Source organism: Acidithiobacillus sp. IBUN Pt1247-S3, assembly GCF_041146875.1.
Classification (GTDB): domain Bacteria; phylum Pseudomonadota; class Gammaproteobacteria; order Acidithiobacillales; family Acidithiobacillaceae; genus Igneacidithiobacillus.
In genome coordinates, this window is sequence record NZ_JBFRXP010000006.1 from 55,986 (window position 1) to 72,588 (window position 16,603).

General features: G+C 56.5%; 15 protein-coding genes, 2 tRNA genes and 1 pseudogene. 1 reads left to right on the top strand and 17 read right to left on the bottom strand.

Annotated features, from left to right (window positions below; genetic code table 11):
- The first annotated feature begins 6 nt into the window (after positions 1–6).
- Positions 7–207 carry a hypothetical protein gene (locus AB4090_RS05805; protein ID WP_369572925.1) on the top strand — a complete coding sequence of 67 codons (201 nt, stop codon included), beginning with the start codon at positions 7–9 and terminating at the stop codon, positions 205–207.
- Positions 208–224: 17 nt separating this feature from the next.
- Here the strand turns inward: AB4090_RS05805 and AB4090_RS05810 are convergent, their stop codons facing one another.
- The 17 genes and pseudogenes from AB4090_RS05810 to AB4090_RS05890 all read right to left on the bottom strand — a co-directional run bounded on the left by AB4090_RS05810 (position 225) and on the right by AB4090_RS05890 (position 16,603).
- On the bottom strand, positions 225–1,034 hold the full coding sequence (locus AB4090_RS05810) for a flagellar brake protein (protein WP_369572926.1): 810 nt from the start codon (positions 1,032–1,034) through the stop codon (positions 225–227).
- Between the two features lie 51 nt (positions 1,035–1,085).
- Positions 1,086–2,564, bottom strand: coding sequence for a SurA N-terminal domain-containing protein (locus tag AB4090_RS05815; RefSeq protein ID WP_369572927.1), 1,479 nt, complete (start codon positions 2,562–2,564; stop codon positions 1,086–1,088).
- An 83-nt stretch (positions 2,565–2,647) separates the two neighbouring features.
- A tRNA-Asp gene (locus tag AB4090_RS05820) sits at positions 2,648–2,724 on the bottom strand.
- Positions 2,725–2,734: 10 nt separating this feature from the next.
- Positions 2,735–2,810: transfer RNA gene (locus AB4090_RS05825), tRNA-Val, on the bottom strand.
- Positions 2,811–2,821: 11 nt separating this feature from the next.
- Positions 2,822–3,109, bottom strand: a pseudogene (locus tag AB4090_RS05830) (HU family DNA-binding protein); the annotation flags it as partial.
- Positions 3,110–3,229: 120 nt separating this feature from the next.
- Complete coding sequence (gene lon, locus AB4090_RS05835) at positions 3,230–5,638, bottom strand: endopeptidase La (protein ID WP_369573023.1); 2,409 nt, start codon at positions 5,636–5,638, stop codon at positions 3,230–3,232.
- 126 nt (positions 5,639–5,764) lie between these two features.
- Positions 5,765–7,039 (bottom strand): ATP-dependent Clp protease ATP-binding subunit ClpX, encoded by a 1,275-nt coding sequence (clpX, locus tag AB4090_RS05840; protein WP_369572928.1) that lies wholly within the window; start codon positions 7,037–7,039, stop codon positions 5,765–5,767.
- Between the two features lie 20 nt (positions 7,040–7,059).
- Positions 7,060–7,704: an ATP-dependent Clp endopeptidase proteolytic subunit ClpP gene (clpP, locus tag AB4090_RS05845; RefSeq protein ID WP_369573024.1), complete on the bottom strand. Its 645-nt coding sequence runs from the start codon at positions 7,702–7,704 to the stop codon at positions 7,060–7,062.
- A 26-nt stretch (positions 7,705–7,730) separates the two neighbouring features.
- On the bottom strand, positions 7,731–9,047 hold the full coding sequence (tig, locus tag AB4090_RS05850) for a trigger factor (RefSeq protein WP_369572929.1): 1,317 nt from the start codon (positions 9,045–9,047) through the stop codon (positions 7,731–7,733).
- Between the two features lie 37 nt (positions 9,048–9,084).
- The gene (gene pyrE, locus AB4090_RS05855) at positions 9,085–9,690 is read right to left on the bottom strand and encodes an orotate phosphoribosyltransferase (RefSeq protein WP_369572930.1); all 606 of its coding nucleotides are present in this window, start codon (positions 9,688–9,690) and stop codon (positions 9,085–9,087) included.
- Between the two features lie 27 nt (positions 9,691–9,717).
- A complete protein-coding gene (pyrF, locus tag AB4090_RS05860; RefSeq protein WP_369572931.1) occupies positions 9,718–10,419 on the bottom strand; it encodes an orotidine-5'-phosphate decarboxylase in 702 nt (233 codons plus the stop codon).
- Complete coding sequence (locus AB4090_RS05865) at positions 10,416–11,558, bottom strand: tetratricopeptide repeat protein (RefSeq protein ID WP_369572932.1); 1,143 nt, start codon at positions 11,556–11,558, stop codon at positions 10,416–10,418. Before AB4090_RS05865 ends, pyrF begins: the two co-directional genes overlap by 4 nt.
- Positions 11,559–11,574: 16 nt before the next feature.
- A complete protein-coding gene (locus AB4090_RS05870) occupies positions 11,575–11,871 on the bottom strand; it encodes an integration host factor subunit beta (protein WP_369572933.1) in 297 nt (98 codons plus the stop codon).
- A gap of 69 nt (positions 11,872–11,940) precedes the next feature.
- The gene (rpsA, locus tag AB4090_RS05875; RefSeq protein WP_369572934.1) at positions 11,941–13,653 is read right to left on the bottom strand and encodes a 30S ribosomal protein S1; all 1,713 of its coding nucleotides are present in this window, start codon (positions 13,651–13,653) and stop codon (positions 11,941–11,943) included.
- A 60-nt stretch (positions 13,654–13,713) separates the two neighbouring features.
- Positions 13,714–14,418 (bottom strand): (d)CMP kinase, encoded by a 705-nt coding sequence (gene cmk, locus AB4090_RS05880; RefSeq protein ID WP_369572935.1) that lies wholly within the window; start codon positions 14,416–14,418, stop codon positions 13,714–13,716.
- Positions 14,415–15,713 (bottom strand): 3-phosphoshikimate 1-carboxyvinyltransferase, encoded by a 1,299-nt coding sequence (gene aroA, locus AB4090_RS05885; RefSeq protein WP_369572936.1) that lies wholly within the window; start codon positions 15,711–15,713, stop codon positions 14,415–14,417. Before aroA ends, cmk begins: the two co-directional genes overlap by 4 nt.
- Positions 15,714–15,721: 8 nt before the next feature.
- Positions 15,722–16,603, bottom strand: a complete 882-nt coding sequence (locus AB4090_RS05890) for a prephenate dehydrogenase (RefSeq protein WP_369572937.1) — start codon at positions 16,601–16,603, stop codon at positions 15,722–15,724.

Consider the following 16,603-nt stretch of genomic DNA (forward strand, 5'->3'; position numbering starts at 1 on the left):
TTACCGTTGCCGACGGAGAATCAGCTCGGCGTGAGAAACTCCTATGCCGATGCGCTGCGCGATTTCACTAACGACAAACCCCTCTCTCGCAAGGAGTTTGGCCTGACGGCACAACTTGTGCCAGTGCAGTGCACGCGAATCTGTCGGGTGCCCATACCAAATCCAGGCAAGTACAATTTGCAAAAGCACACCAAGAAACAACAGTAAAATCAAGAAAAACAAAGCTAACCCTGCCACCAGCGACGCAGCTTTCTTCCCAACCCCGCAGTTTTCTCCGCGGTATCAGTAGTTCTAGTACCGCCGAGACCAATCCCAAGTGCCTTGAGAATCTCGCGATCGCGTGCCTGAACATACTGGGCAATGATTTCTCGGATCGTGGTGGGAGCCTCTGCGAATTCAAGACCAACGATAAGGGCATCTCCCCGTTGGCTGTGCAGATCCGAAAAACGAACTGTCGCAGGGAGCGACAGCTCGTTGTCTTGACGCAGCTGAAACCGGACATCAGGGAAAAATTCCCCGGCCTGAACCGGAAAATCTCGAGGCGCAGGACGGAAAAGAGCGCGCAAACCGCCGATACTGATGTCCTGCATTGTACCAAGCATTTTTTCGGCGCCTTGGCGGGTAATCGATACCTGATCAGGGTCTTCTATTGCTGGTGGTACCCGGTAGACCTGTCGGCGCTGCATCTGATAAAGGGCATCAGGGAAGTCAATCAGGAGTTCCTCCTGGGTTCGTTCGCGTAGAGTCGAACGAAAACCAGTGATCACCCCGTCAATACGCACCAATACCGTGACCGTAGCGCCCAAACTGAGTTGCGTTGGCAGATCAAGAGGAAGGTCAAGAGCCAAGGTGTTCGAATTGGCATTTGGCAGGAGCATGGAGGTATAACTGTGATCACGGTCCGCAAAGAAGAGCGTGCAGAAAAGGTGCTCACGCGAAATACGCGCGATAATATGCAGCGCCTTGCTTCCCGTACCGATCTGGAACTCTTTGCAGAATAATCTCTGTCGTACATCCTGAAGGTTTTCAGACATTCCGCTCGCCTCCCTATACGCCTAAAAACTAACACGAGGAAGATCAGACGATTAGCTACTCGCCTGCTCCACGTTTTTCTGATAAATCTTCACGTTGCTATGAGTCCGCAGGGCCTGCAAATAGGCACGGCTTAGTAGCCGCACCTGCTGCTCGGACAGAGACTTCTGAATTTCGTCGCGTACTGAGGGATTGAGCAAATCCGGACTAGGCAAGACCACTCCAGCGACGGCATAAAGAGTAGTCGCTGCAGAGTTCTCCACAGATCCGGCAGAGACTTTGCCAGCGGATGGCGCGGGCGCAAGAAAAATTTTGTTAAGTAACGGCGATGAGAGGCCATTCGCTGCCCGACGCGAGAGTTCCGGATAATTCTTTAACTCCGCTTGGTACTCTTTCTGCCAAGATGCAACGCTCTGTTCCTTTTGCGCCGTTGCCAGCAATTGCTTTGCGCTCGCTTCCCGCAAATCTATTGCTTGTTGTTGTTTCACTGCACTACGTACCTGAGCATCGACTGCCTGCAATGTTTGCGCATGGGCTGGCTGATAATGAACCACGTGGACAGCGAGAAGATCGCCGTTGGCAAGGCGCAATGCACTACTATTCTTACCAGCGCGCACCGCAGCACTGAATGCCAAGGCAACGGCTGCAGGATCACTAAATACCGCGCTCCCGGTTTTACCCTCCTGCAGGGTTCCACTCTCTTCAATCTTTAGGTGATACTTATTCGCTACCGCCTGGAGATCGGAGCTACTAAACAGCAAGTTCTTAAAGTTGTCGATCTGCGCTTCAAATTGCAGCTCATCGGTAAAATCTTTTTTTCCAATGACGACGTAACTCACCTGCATCTGCGCAGCTTGCTGAAATTCTGCCTTATGCGTCTGGTAATAACTGTCGATTTCTGCCGCACTGGGGTGCACCTGCTTCACAAACTGGTCATTGTGCAAGGTCAACACATAAACGTTACGGTATTCCTGCGACCACTGCCAAACGCCTTGCGCGTCTTGCTGTGAGGCACTGGCAAGAATCTGCGGAAGGGACCGCAGTTGCTCCAGGATCATCCCCTGACGTAACTGCGCTTCGAACTCGGCGGGAGTCAGACCATTTTCGTGTAGAAGCTGGTCATAGCGCGCGCGCGAAAACTTGCCCTGATCGGCAAAAACCGGCATTGCCACAATTTTGGCGCGCAACGCAGCATCGGGTACCTGCAAATGTAACTTACTCGCCTCATGCGCAAGGAGCAGGTCATCAATCATGCTATCTAGGACTTGCTGCGCAAAGGCCGGGGTCTTGGTAATCTTATCTGCCGTCTCGCTGCCAAAAACATGGGTGTACTGCTCCGTGGCCTGTTGCAAGCGGTGCTGGAAGAGGCTGCTACTGATCTTTTCGCCGTCCACTTTGGCAACTACCTCAGAGGAGTTACTCTGATCAAAAAGGTAGCCGCTCACCCCCCAGAGCACGAAAGACAAGGCGATAACGAGCATCCCAATTTTTGCCACCCAGGATTGGGCCAGACCACGAAAGACATCAAGCATGCGACAACCTCAAACTTTTGGGCCGGGCACGACGCCCGATGAACTATAAAAAAAGGCGACCCCAGCGGGGTCGCCTGCGTTTATGGCGGGGTGGACGGGGCTCGAACCCGCGACCTCCGGCGTGACAGGCCGGCATTCTGACCAACTGAACTACCACCCCGCAAGAGCTATGGTGGGCGGTGAGGGGCTCGAACCCCCGACATTCGGCGTGTAAAGCCGACGCTCTACCAACTGAGCTAACCGCCCGACCAGAAGAACTAGTTTACCGCATCCCGTAGCGCTTTTCCAGCCTTGAACTTGGGCGAGCGGCTGGCAGGGATCATGATCTCCGCTCCCGTTGCCGGGTTACGACCTTTGCGTGCCTCACGCTCAGCAACCACGAAGGAGCCAAAACCCACCAAGGTTACCTGGTCACCCGCCTGCAGAGCCTCGGTAACGACCTTAATCGCTGCATCTAGTGTACGACTGGCAGCTGCGCGGGAAACATCGGCTTCTTCTGCGATTTTTTCGACCAATTCGGATTTGTTCATATTCCTTATCTCCTGAGTGTGTGCGGTAAAGCATTACTGTTAAGGCTCGAGTTTTATAGCAGGACAAAAAAAGCGGTGTCAAGAACATCCGACAAAATCGTAGCTCCAGATTTGATTCTGGAGCTACCTCTAGGCTTAGTGCGCTGCGCCGCGCTTACCAGAGCCCTCCTCGACGGCGACATTAGTCGGTGCCACTGAGCTATCCTCAGTGTCGGCACGCGGCTCTGGCACCCGCTCCAGGGCAATGGCGAAGACCTCGTCAATCCAACGCACGGGCTTGATGGTAAGGGCATCACGCACATTTTTTGGAATATCCTGCAGATCCTTTTCATTTTCTGCCGGAATCAATACCGTGCTAATCCCACCCCGATGCGCTGCCAGCAGTTTTTCTTTCAGTCCGCCGATCGGAAGCACTTCGCCACGCAGCGTGATTTCACCCGTCATGGCAACACTGGCATGCACCGGGATACCGGTAAGTGCTGACACCAAGGCTGTCACCATACCAATTCCGGCACTAGGACCGTCCTTTGGCGTCGCGCCCTCGGGCACGTGAATGTGCACATCCTTGCTCTGATAAAAATCCTGCGGGATGCCGAGAATGCCAGAACGGGCGCGTACCACGCTCATTGCCGCCTGGATGGACTCTTGCATCACATCACCCAATTTTCCGGTAATCAACAACTTACCTCGCCCTGGAACGACCACCGCTTCGATGCTGAGCAGTTCGCCGCCGACCTCGGTCCAGGCCAATCCGGTGACTTCACCAATGCGATTTTCCTTCTCCGCCTTGCCAAAATCAAAGCGTCGTACGCCAAGGTATTTATCCAGATTCCGCTCGCTGATTTGTACCTTCTGGCGCTTTTTATCGAGGAGTAGTTCTTTGACGACTTTTCGGCAAAGGCGTGCCAGCTCGCGCTCGAGATTCCGTACACCAGCCTCCCGCGTGTAGTGGCGGATGATGTCGCGAATTACGGCAGTGGAAATACTGATTTCGTCCTTACCTAGCCCGGCCTTCTCAATCTGCTTAGGCAGAAGATATTGATTGGCAATGTGGATCTTCTCATCCTCGGTGTAACCCGAGATACGGATCACCTCCATACGATCCATCAGCGGCGCAGGGATATTCAGGGTATTGGCCGTAGTCACGAACATGACCTCAGACAAATTGAAATCCACCTCTAAATAATGATCGTTGAAGGTATTGTTCTGCTCCGGGTCCAGGACCTCGAGCAGAGCAGACGCGGGATCACCGCGAAAATCCATCGCCATCTTGTCGACTTCGTCGAGCAACATGAGCGGGTTGCGGGTGCCAACCTTAGATAAGCTCTGCACGATCTTACCCGGCAACGCGCCAATGTAGGTGCGACGGTGACCACGGATTTCCGCCTCGTCACGCACCCCTCCCAAAGACATACGCACGAACTTGCGTCCCGTCGCCTGCGCGATAGAGCGACCCAAGCTGGTCTTGCCGACCCCTGGCGGGCCCACCAGACAGAGGATCGGGCCATGGCTGTTCCCTACCCGCTGCTGCACCGCAAGGTACTCGAGAATCCGCTCTTTAACGTCTTCCAGACCGTAGTGGTCAGCATCAAGGATTTCCTTGGCACGGGCCAGATCCTGTGCAATTTTGCTACGCTTCTTCCACGGCACGGCGACCAGCCAGTCGATGTAATTACGCACTACTGTGGCTTCTGCCGACATCGGGCTCATCATGCGCAGCTTTTTCAGCTCTGCTTCCGCCTTGGCGCGGACGTCTTTGGGCATACCCGCTTTTTGAATTTTGCGCGCTAGCTCGTCAGCTTCATTACCACCCTCATCAGAAAGATCGCCGAGTTCTTTCTGGATGGCCTTCATTTGCTCATTGAGGTAGTACTCGCGCTGACTCTTTTCCATCTGCCGTTTGACGCGCCCGCGGATTCGTTTTTCCACCTGCAACAAGTCGATCTCGGACTCCATCATACCCAGCAGGTGCTCAAGCCGCGCACGTGTTTCGGCCTTCTCTAAGATTTCTTGCTTTTCTTCGAGTTTGAGGTTGAGATGGGCAGCAACGGTATCCGCCAAACGCGCCGGATCATCAATACTCGCCAGGGTCTGTAGGATTTCCGGTGGGATCTTTTTGTTGAGTTTTACGTAGGCCTCAAACTGTGCCTGCACCGAGCGCAGCAGAGCCTCCAATTCCCGGTCACTCGCGGTACCCGAACGTACTACGGCGACCTGGGCGCGCAAGGTTTCGTCGGCAGGCAGAAAGGTCTGAATCCGGGCACGATCGGTGCCCTCTACCAAGACCTTCACCGTGCCATCGGGGAGCTTTAGCAATTGCAGGATGGTGGCGACTGTCCCCATGCGGAAGATACGATCTGGCTCAGGATCGTCGTCGGCAGCATTGCGCTGGGCAACGAGCAGGATCTGCTTGTCGCCGGTCATAGCATCCTCCAAGGCGCGAATAGACTTGGGGCGCCCGACAAAGAGAGGGATGACCATAAAGGGAAAAACGACCACATCGCGCAACGGCAGGACGGGGACAATCAGGGATTCTTCGCTCATCAGAGAACTCGTTTTGGATTCAGCCACGCTTCACTCCACGGTAAACGGGAGGAGAAAAATCTCTCCCCAACAAGGAGGAAATGGGGACCGACGCCGCCGTTTTCAACGGCGTCGGATTCGTACAATCTAGGCCGGATGAGAAGCGTCTATCTTGGCCGCTTCGTCATAAACCAATAGTGGCTTGTTGCCATTTTCGACCACACCTGCATCGACCACGACCTTTCTGATGCCTGTCATGGAAGGTAGCTCATACATGGTGTCGAGAAGGATGTGCTCAAGGATGGAGCGCAAGCCACGGGCGCCAGTTTTACGCGTGAGCGCCTTCTTAGCGATGGCGCGCAGGGCCTCGGGACGAATCTCGAGCTGGATACCCTCTAGGGCAAAGAGCTTTTGGTACTGTTTGACGAGTGCGTTCTTGGGTTCGGTAAGGATGGTCACCAAGGCGTCTTCGTCCAGTTCTTCGAGCAGCGCCAAGATGGGCAAACGCCCAACAAATTCTGGAATCAGACCATAGCGCACCAAGTCCTCGGGCTCGAGATTTTCCATCATGGTTGCCGTGGCGAGATTTTCTTTACCCTTTTTGATCTTCGCCCCAAAACCAATTCCACCTTTTTCCAAGCGACTGGCAACGGATTTTTCCAAACCGGCGAAGGCGCCACCACAGATAAAGAGGATGTTGCGGGTATCGACCTGCAAAAACTCTTGTTGTGGATGCTTGCGCCCGCCCTGAGGCGGTACCGATGCCACCGTACCCTCGATCAACTTGAGCAGGGCCTGTTGCACGCCCTCACCCGACACATCTCGGGTAATGGAAGGATTTTCGGATTTTCGGGAGATCTTGTCGATCTCGTCGATGTAGACAATACCGGTCTGCGCTTTCTCGACGTCGTAGTCGCATTTCTGCAAGAGCTTCTGAATGATGTTCTCGACATCCTCACCAACATAACCGGCCTCGGTGAGCGTCGTGGCATCGGCCATGGCAAAAGGCACATTGAGCAAACGGGCCAGGGTCTGCGCAAGCAAGGTCTTGCCCGAACCGGTGGGGCCAATGAGCAGGATGTTACTTTTGTCGAGTTCCACATCAGCGCCGCTGCCGCCGTGCTCCAAGCGTTTGTAGTGGTTATAAACTGCCACCGACAACACCTTTTTGGCGACTTCCTGGCCGATCACATAATCGTCGAGAGTCTGGCGAATTTCCATCGGCTTGGGCAGCTTTTGGTCTTGGCTGCTGGCATTTTCGTCCAAAGATTCATCCTTGACGATGTCATTACAGAGCTCGATACATTCGTCGCAGATGAAGACGTTGGGTCCGGCAATCAGCTTGCGTACTTCGTGTTGCGTTTTGCCACAAAAGGAACAACAGAGGTTTTTGTCACCACTGCTCTCATTTTTTCCAGACATCGCTACACTCCCGCCTGTCTTCAGGCACTCTCGTCATCGCCACGATGGGTTATGACGGCATCAACCAAACGGTAATCCTTCGCTTCGCCGGCGGACATAAAAAAGTCCCGATCCAGGTCGCGTTCAATGCGTTCTTTTTCCTGACCTGTATGATGCACCAGGATCTCATTCAGGCGTTCGCGAATCCGCAGGATTTCTTTCGCGTGAATGTCGATATCGTGGGCGACTCCCTGAAAACCACCCGAGGGCTGGTGCAACATGATCCGTGCATTGGGCAGGGCATAACGCTTACCCTCGGCACCCGCCGCGAGGAGCACCGCTCCCATACTGGCCGCTTGCCCTACGCACACAGTACTCACCGCCGGACGGATGAACTGCATGGTGTCGTAAATCGCCAATCCTGCAGTGACCGAACCGCCAGGACTATTGATGTACAGAGCGATGTCCTTTTCGGGATTTTCCGCCTCCAAAAACAGCAGTTGGGCGACTACCAGATTGGCCATCATGTCTTCGACCGGGCCGACCAGAAAAATGACCCGCTCCTTGAGCAAGCGCGAGTAGATGTCAAAGGCACGCTCACCACGACCGGTCTGCTCGATGACCATGGGCACATAACCCAAAGCCCGCGTTTCCTGCATATGTTCGTCCTGTAATCCCAGCTTCATCGCCACTGCCCTCTCGTTTTCCTGCTTTAGCTCTCACTGCCTGCAGCAGCGCGAGCACCAATCAGATCCTGAAACCCGACTTTATCTTCTTTCACTGTAGCACGCTCGAGCAACCAGTCCACTACCACATCTTCGAGAACCATCGATTCCAGGTTCTCCATACGTTCACGGTCCTTGCGATACCAGGCCATGAACTCGCGAGGGTCTTCGTACTGTTCTGCCATTTCCACTAAAGCTTGTTCCATTTTTGCCGTCGATGCACGCAGTTGCTGCTGGCGGGCAAGCTCAGATAGCACGAGTCCCAAACGCACCCGCCTCTCGACTTCATTGTGTTGCGCTTCATTAAGCTCGCCCTCCCGGCCTTGCTTCTGCCGTTCCTCTTCCTGCTGCAGGAGCGCTTTGGGCAACTCGATGGGATTGACGACCAACATCTCTTCCATCAGCACCGTCTTAACCTGCTGGCGACTGAGCCGCTCGGCTTCACGCTCCAGGTTCGCCCGCACCTCCGCTTGCAAGGTTGCTACATCACCATCGTCAATACCCAAAGAGCGGGCAAAATCCGCGTCTAGATCGGGTAAGCGCGGCTCGGCAACGTCCTTAACTCGCACGAGAAACTCTGCCGTCTTGCCTGCCAACTCCGCCACCTGATAGTCCTCGGGAAAAGGCACAGCAACCTCTTTTCCCTCTCCCATTGACATCCCAATTAGTGCATTTTCCATTTCCGGCAAAAGGCGGCCAGCACCGATGAGCACGGGATAGTCATCCATGGTTCCACCGGCGAAGGGTTCACCATCAATCTTGCCTTGGAAATCGAGCAACACCCGATCACCTGTCTGCGCTGCCCGCTCCACTGTGACGTAATCCTGCCGCTGTTGGCGCATGACCGTCAGCGTGCGCTCCACGTCAGCATCACTAATCTCTACCACCTTGCGCGTTAGAGAAGCACTCGGCACCTGCGGGGTAAATTCTGGGTAGACTTCCACCACTGCGGTGAAGATCAAATCCTGACCCGGCGCTCCTTGTTCGACGTTGACCTCAGGCCGCGCTACCGGACGCAGTTCATGACTGCGCAGGGCATCGGCATAATGCTCATTGATCAGTTCGTCGAAGGCCTCAAGCAGGGCATCGCGTCCGAACTGACGTTCAACGACTGGCATCGGCACCTTGCCAGGACGAAAACCGGGCAGGCGCGCATGCTTCGCCTTTTGCCGCAGGGATTCTTTGTAGTGCATCTCGACATCGGCGGCGGGTACGGTAAAACGCATGTGCCGCTCCAACGGCGCATCGGCGGGGGTATTCAACTCCATGACTTTGTCCTTTCTCTGCAGATTTTCCACGGCCATAGGATCATCCTAAGACCTCGACCAATTTCGCTCAAGTTCAACGTAAACCCCGACTCCCGGGCTTGACTGCCTGCGAGCCAGCGGCACAGAGAGGACAATCCGTCTCCTCCCAAGTCTGCACGGGCAAACGAAGCAGGGGATAATACGGCACTCCGTCAAAATCGGGAATGCCCGCACTACTGCGGTCGATGATCGCCGACACTGCCGCAACTCTTGCCCCACTGGCCCGCACCACCGCCATACACTCGCGGGTGGAGCCACCGGTAGTGGTAATATCTTCGACCACCAGGACCGCCTCGCCAGGTTCCAGGGCAAAGCCACGGCGCAGGGTCATCTGTCCACCTTCCCGCTCGGTAAAAAATGCGCGCACCCCCAGGGCCCGCCCGCACTCCTGCGCAACGATCACTGCGCCCATTGCCGGGCCAACAACGGCGGTAATCTGCTCGCGTAGGGCCTCAGGAATGCCTGCGACCATAGCCTCCGCCACCTGCGCAGCGTGCTTGGGGTACTGCAGTATCCGGGCCGACTGCAAATAGGTATCGCTGTGCAGGCCCGAGGAGAGCAGAAAATGGCCGTGCAAAAGCGCCGCATCCTCCTCATACAGGGCGACAAGTTGATCTGCGCTAAGCAATGTTTTCGACATTATCAGATTCTCCGGAATGATGCGGCCCTACCGTACACTTGCCGGGCCCATTTCTGCAATGAGCGCTGCCATTGCGGCGTCAGGATCGGCAGCCGCCGTGATCGGGCGTCCTACCACTAGATAATCGGCGCCTTGCGCCAAGGCAGCGGACGGCGTAACGATACGCCGCTGGTCATCAGCGGTAGCGCCGGCCGGGCGAATACCCGGAGTGACGCGGAGCAGCGTGGGCCAATGCTGGCGCAACTCCGTCGCCTCTTGGGCGGAACAGACGACTCCGTCGAGCCCAGCATCGGCGGCCAACCCGGCCAACCGGATCACCTGCGCGGTGGGGTTGGCAGTACAGCCAATTTCCGCCAGACCCGATGCATTGAGGCTGGTAAGGACGGTGACGGCAATCAACAGGGGCGGCGTGCCTATCTTGACATCGATCGCATCGCGTGCGGCTTCCAGCATCGCCCGACCGCCGCTGGCATGCACGTTCACCATCCACACCCCAAGATCGGCCGCAGCCCGACAAGCGCCGGCGACCGTCGCTGGAATATCATGAAATTTCAGATCGAGAAATACCTGGAACCCGCGCTGTTGCAGCGACTCCACGATGGCCGGACCAGCCCTGGTGAAGAGTTCCTTACCAACCTTCACCCGGCACTGCCGTGCATCAAGACGATCGGCCATCCGCAGGGCAGCTTGTGCATCTGGGAAATCGAGAGCGACGATGAGTGGGGTCATGCTGCCAATCCTCCTCGAAAAGTACCCCAATGCCGACAGCTGGGGCAGCGCCAATAAAACTCTGCTGTTTGGTATCCACAATGATGACACTGGAAGAGCCCCTCGGACAGAGGCAGCTTGGCTACCATCTGTTGCATCTCCGGTAGTACCGCAGCAGCATCACCGCCAGCACGCAGGTAGAGTTGAAGGGCCAAGAGATCATTATTCCGTCGCAGTTTGTCACGGAGAACATCAATGGCTGCCGCGCTTCCCTCCACGTGCCGTAAGGCGTCAATGAGGCGAGGCAACAAGACAGATGTGCCTTCCGCCATTGACATCAATTGGGCGCGCCAGGCACGGCAATTGGCGGATGACGCGCAATTGCGCAGGCTCTCTAAATACGGCTCGAGTACCTGAGCGAGGACGGCAATACTATCTGCACGTAACAACGTTGACCAATATTGCGCCGCAGCTTCCCAGTCTTGTTGCGCATGGGCAATCTGCCCCCGCAATAGGGCGAGCCGGGGGCACTGTGCGTCAGCACGTTCGGCATCCACTAGGTAAGACTCTACCGCTTCGTTGCGCCGCATTCCTTCTTCAGCAAGTTCACAGTAGAGGAGCGCGATAATGCTGTTTTGCCCCATTCTGCCACTTTCGCGCAGCGCACGACGCACCCTTATGGCTTGACTCCAATCGCCGCCCAGCTCATAGACTTCTGCCAAGAGTTCCCGACCCGCCAGGGAAGGATCATCTTTTTGCAGCAAGTCCAACAAAATGGATTCGGCACGATTGAGGATACCCGCCTTGAGATAGTCTCGTGCCATTTCCAACAGCACTTCCTGCTTACCTGAAAGGTCCAACTCTTGCTGTTCGAGCAGATGTTGATGAATACTGAGCGCGCGCTCGAGCTCACCGCGACGCCGAAACAGGCGCCCTAAGGCAAGCAAAAGTTCGGAGCTCTCCGGGTAGCGACGCAGTGCATCAAGAAAGGTTTTGACCGCTTCGTCATTGCGCTCGCCAAGAAGGTGACCCAAGCCCTGCACGTAGATGCGCGGGATAGGAACTGGTGACCGACGACCTTTAACGCGCGCGGAAATCAGCCAGCCAGCCAGAAACGCGAGCGGAAGCAGCAGGAACAGCGCCAGGGTTAGGTTACCCATGGCAACGACTGCAATCCTAGCTCACCGACTCAGGGGCGTAATCGACCTGCTCGCGCAATTCCTTGCCGGCCTTAAAATGTGGCACACGCTTTTCCGGCACCATGACCGATTCGCCAGTGCGGGGATTACGGCCCAATTTTTCGGGACGAATATGCAGCGAAAAACTGCCAAAACCACGAATCTCGATGCGCTCATCCTGCTGCAAGGCGTCGCTCAGGTAATCGAGGATGTGCCGGGTGGCATTTTCGATATCGCGCGGCGGTAACAATGGGTGTTGCGCACTAATGTATTTGATCAATTCTGACTTTGTCATCGGAAATCCTCCCAATCTACAGGAAAAAGGCCACCCAACGCCGCGCGTTGAATGGCCCAGAAGGCACGATTAACCCTCTTCTTCCTGCTTACGCTTGAGCTGCTCCTTGATCAGGTCGCCCAGACTCGTGGTGCCGGTTGCGGCGCTACGCGCATATTGCTGCACCAGTGCTGACTGATCCTCGGGCGACTGGCTGTGGACGGCCTCGCGTGCCTTACTACCCAGGGTCAGGCTGCGATTTTTCCGATCCACCATGGCAATTGCCACGCGCACACTACCCCCCTCTTCCAAGTGTGTTCCTTTGGCGATCTCGCGGGTCGGGAGGAATCCTTCGACCCCTTCGGCGAGACGTACCAAGGCACCCTTGCCATCCACAGAGAGAATCTCGCCGTCCAGCATCTCGCCTTTATCATTCGCCGCTACAAACTGCAGGAATGGATCGTTTTCGAGCTGCTTGATGCCCAGACTGATGCGTTCCCGCTCTGGATCGATGCTCAGCACCACCGCATCTACTGAATCGCCCTTTTTGAAGTCGCGTACGGCTTCTTCCCCAGCGCGTTCCCAGGACAAGTCAGAGAGGTGGATCAGGCCGTCGATGCCACCATCGAGACCAATGAATACCCCGAAATCGGTAATGCTCTTGATCTGCCCGGACACCCGGTCACCCTTCTGGAAGTTATCGGAGAAATCTTCCCACGGATTCGGCAAACACTGCTTGATACCGAGGGAAATGCGTCGCCGCTCTTCGTCGATATCGAGCACCATCACTTCCACTTCCTGACTCAGGTGCAACGCCTTGGCTGGATTGACATTTTTGTTGGTCCAGTCGATTTCGGAAACATGCACCAGGCCTTCGACACCATCTTCGATCTCGACGAACGCGCCATAATCGGTAATGTTGGTGACCTTACCAAAGATCCGCATATGCTCTGGATAACGGCGAGCGATATCTTGCCACGGGTCGGCACCCAACTGCTTCATACCCAAGGAGATGCGGCCACGCTCGCGATCGAACTTGAGCACCATCACCTTGACCTCGTCACCGGCATTAACCACTTCGCTGGGATGCTTGACGCGGCGCCAACCCATGTCGGTGATGTGCAACAGACCATCGATGCCGCCCAAATCGATGAACGCGCCATAATCGGTGAGGTTTTTGACCACACCCTCGAGAATGGCACCCTCCTGGATACTTTCCAGCAATTGGCCACGCTCAGCACTCTGTTCCTGCTCCACGACTGCGCGCCGCGAAACGACAACATTGTTGCGTTTGCGATCGAGCTTGATGATCTTCATCTCGAGCTCTTTGCCTTCGAGATAAGCAACATCGCGTACCGGGCGTACATCCACCAAAGAACCAGGCAGGAAGGCGCGCACTCCGTCGATGCTGACGGTAAAGCCACCCTTGACCTTGCCGGTAAGGAAACCCTTGACCACCGCGTTGTCGGCAAAAGCACCTTCCAGATCCACCCATGTCTTGGCACGTCGCGCCTTTTCGCGGGAGAGGCGGGTCTCGCCCATGCCGTCTTCCACCGATTCAAGACAAACCTCTACTTGGTCGCCAACCTGGACTTCCAAGCCGCCCTCGGCGTTACGAAACTGCTCGGCCGGAATTGGCCCTTCGGACTTAAGGCCCACATCGACCATAACAATATCGTTGTCGACACGCGTTACGGTACCAACAAGCAAGTCACCGGGCTTGAGACCTTGCGAACTCTCGCTGGCGGCGAAGAGTTCGGCAAAACTGGGTTCGGACTGCACTTCACTGTGTGGGGTGGTCATAAAATTCACTAAACCTCTTTACGGAGCCGTGTGCTGCTCCAATACATTCTGCAAATGCCATCACTGGCAACAAAAAAACTCCCCGAGGGTGTCACGCGCCCACCCTTCGAGGACCCGAAAAGTCTCTTCAATGTTCTGACCGCTATTGTCCAAAAGACGCGCATCAGGTGCCGGCAACAGGGGCGCCACGCTGCGTTCGCGATCACGGCGATCACGCTCGGCAATCTCCGTTTCAACCTGTGCGAGAGTAGCACTAGCTCCCTGTTCTAGCAACTGTTTTAGCCGTCTCTTGGAACGCTCTTCGACGCTCGCCGTGAGGAAGATCTTGAGAGGGGCGTCGGCAAAGACCACTGTACCCATGTCGCGCCCGTCCGCAACCAGTCCTGGCATGCGACGAAAATCCCGTTGCCGTTGCAGGAGCGCGGCGCGCAGGGCAGGAATAACGGCAACTTGCGAGGCGCGCTGACCCGCCTCGGCACTGCGCAATTCTTCGGTGATGTCGTCGGCTCCCAGATAGGCGCGAGTCTGTCCATCCTGCTCGGCAAAGCGTAAGGGTAAATCACGCGCCAGAGCGGTAAGCGCGGCTTCATCCATTGCCTGCCCGGCCTTCAGCAGTCCGGCACCTGCCGCTGCCAGGCCCATGGCACGATAGATGGCACCACTGTCCAGCAGATGCCAGCCCAGACGTGCCGCCAAGAGGCGGCTAAGCGTGCCCTTGCCAACGCCTCCCGGGCCATCAATGGCAATAACCGGGATCGAACTCATTTGTCGAACTCCTGCAAATGCAGCCCAGCCTGGCGAGAAAGCTCGGGGAAATTTGGGAAAGAGGTAGCGACGTTGGCACAATCCCTAATTTCGATCGCTGATTGAGCGCGCAAGGCCGCCATGGCAAAGGACATGGCGATGCGATGATCACCATGACTGTCTACGGTACCGCCCTGCAGTTCGCCGCCGTGGATTACCGCACCATCTACCGTTTCCTCGATCGCAATTCCCAGACTGCATAGCCCCCTCGCCATCACCGCAATGCGATCGCTCTCTTTGACCCGTAACTCTTCAGCACCACTCACCCGTGTTTGTCCTTCGGCACAGGCGGCAGCGATAAAAATAGCAGGGAATTCGTCAATGGCCAGCGGTACCAGGCGCGGTGGAATGGCGATGCCCCGCAGTTTGCCAGAACGTACGCGGATATCAGCCACAGGCTCCCCACCTACCTCGCGCAGCTGGGTGAGGTCGATCCGGGCGCCCATGCGCGTAAGGATTTCGATGACACCAGTGCGGGTGGGGTTGATGCCCACATTTTCCAACAACAAATCAGAATCCGGCGCAATGCTTGCACCCAGGAGGAAAAAGGTCGCCGAGGAGATATCCGCCGGCACGTCGATACTTTGTCCGCTGAGTCGTCCACCACCGTGCAGGCAAGCGCGCAAGGATTCCTGCTCCACGGCATAGCCAAAGCCGCGCAGCATGCGCTCGCTATGATCACGGGTAGGCGCCGGTTCGCTCACGCAGGTTTTGCCATCGGCATAGAGCCCGGCAAGCAGAATGGCCGATTTCACCTGGGCGCTGGCCATAGGCAGGGTGTAATCGATCCCGTGCAGCGGTGCGCCATCGACATGCAGCGGTGCCTTGCCACCTTGAGCGTCAATCTTTGCACCCATGCTGCGCAAGGGGTCGATCACTCTTCCCATAGGGCGACGCTGTAGACTTTCATCACCCATCAGAGTGCTAGCAAAGCGTTGTCCGGCCATCACCCCGGCCAGCAGACGCATGGCGGTGCCGGAATTGCCGCAATCCAGCGGCTCCGAGGGTGCCTGCAAACCATGCAAGCCGACTCCGTGGATACGCAAGCGGCCATTCTCCGGCCCTTCGATTTGCACCCCCATGGCGCGGAACGCGGCGATGGTCGCGAGGACGTCGGCGCCCTCCAGCAAGCCGGAAACTTCCGTCACCCCCTCGGCCAAGGCACCCAGAATGACCGAGCGATGGGAAATGGATTTGTCGCCCGGTACGCGGATGCGCCCGCGCAGAGAGCCACCAGGTTGAACGAGATACTCCATGGTCGACCTCATTGCGAAGGAAAGCGAAAGCGCGACCGTGCGTGCTGCCCACGCGCGAGGCTAGTGGCCAAAGCCGAGGGATTTGCCTGGGTCAGTTCCGCATCGAATAGCGCAAGATGCTTCTGCAGTCGGCGCAGACCACGCTGCACAGCAGCACGGTTTTGCCAGAGGATGTCGGCCCAAAGCTCTGGATCGCTGGCGGCAATGCGGCTGAAATCGCGCAGCCCTCCCCCAGCAAGCCGAGTTAGATCAGGCTCTTCGCCTAACATATCCAAGTAGGCGAAGGCCAGCAGATGCGGCAGATGGCTAGTGGCCGCCAGCGCCTCATCATGGGCGGCGGCATCCATCAACAACAACTCGGCACCAAGAGACTCCCAAAACTGCGAAAGCCTTGCCTCGACCTCCGCGTCTGGAGCCCCGGCATGACATAGCACGCAACGATAATCGCTGTAGAGATCGGCGCGCGCTGCTGCAAAGCCGTGCTGCTCGGCGCCAATGAGGGGATGCGAAGACAAATAGCGCGCACCCAGCAGGGCTTCCCCCGCAGCTACATTATCCCCCTTAACGCTCGCCAGATCGGTAACGACCGCAGTGCCGGGTAATGCCTGTGCTGCCAAAGCAAAATACGTGGGCAAATACGCCGGTGGCACCGCCAAGATCAACAAATCGACATCGCTCAGAGGCAGATCAGCGGGATCCTCGCTGACCAGATCAAAGACAACGCCAGCTTTGGCACGCTGTGCAGCGCGTGCCAATTGTAGATCGTTGACCGAGCCGCCCGCCCCCAATAAGCTTCCCGAGAATCCCTGCGCCCGCAGCGCCAAGGCTAGGCTCCCTCCCATCAATCCCAAGCCAATAATGGCAATCCGCCGGAAGGGAAACGCTGCCAT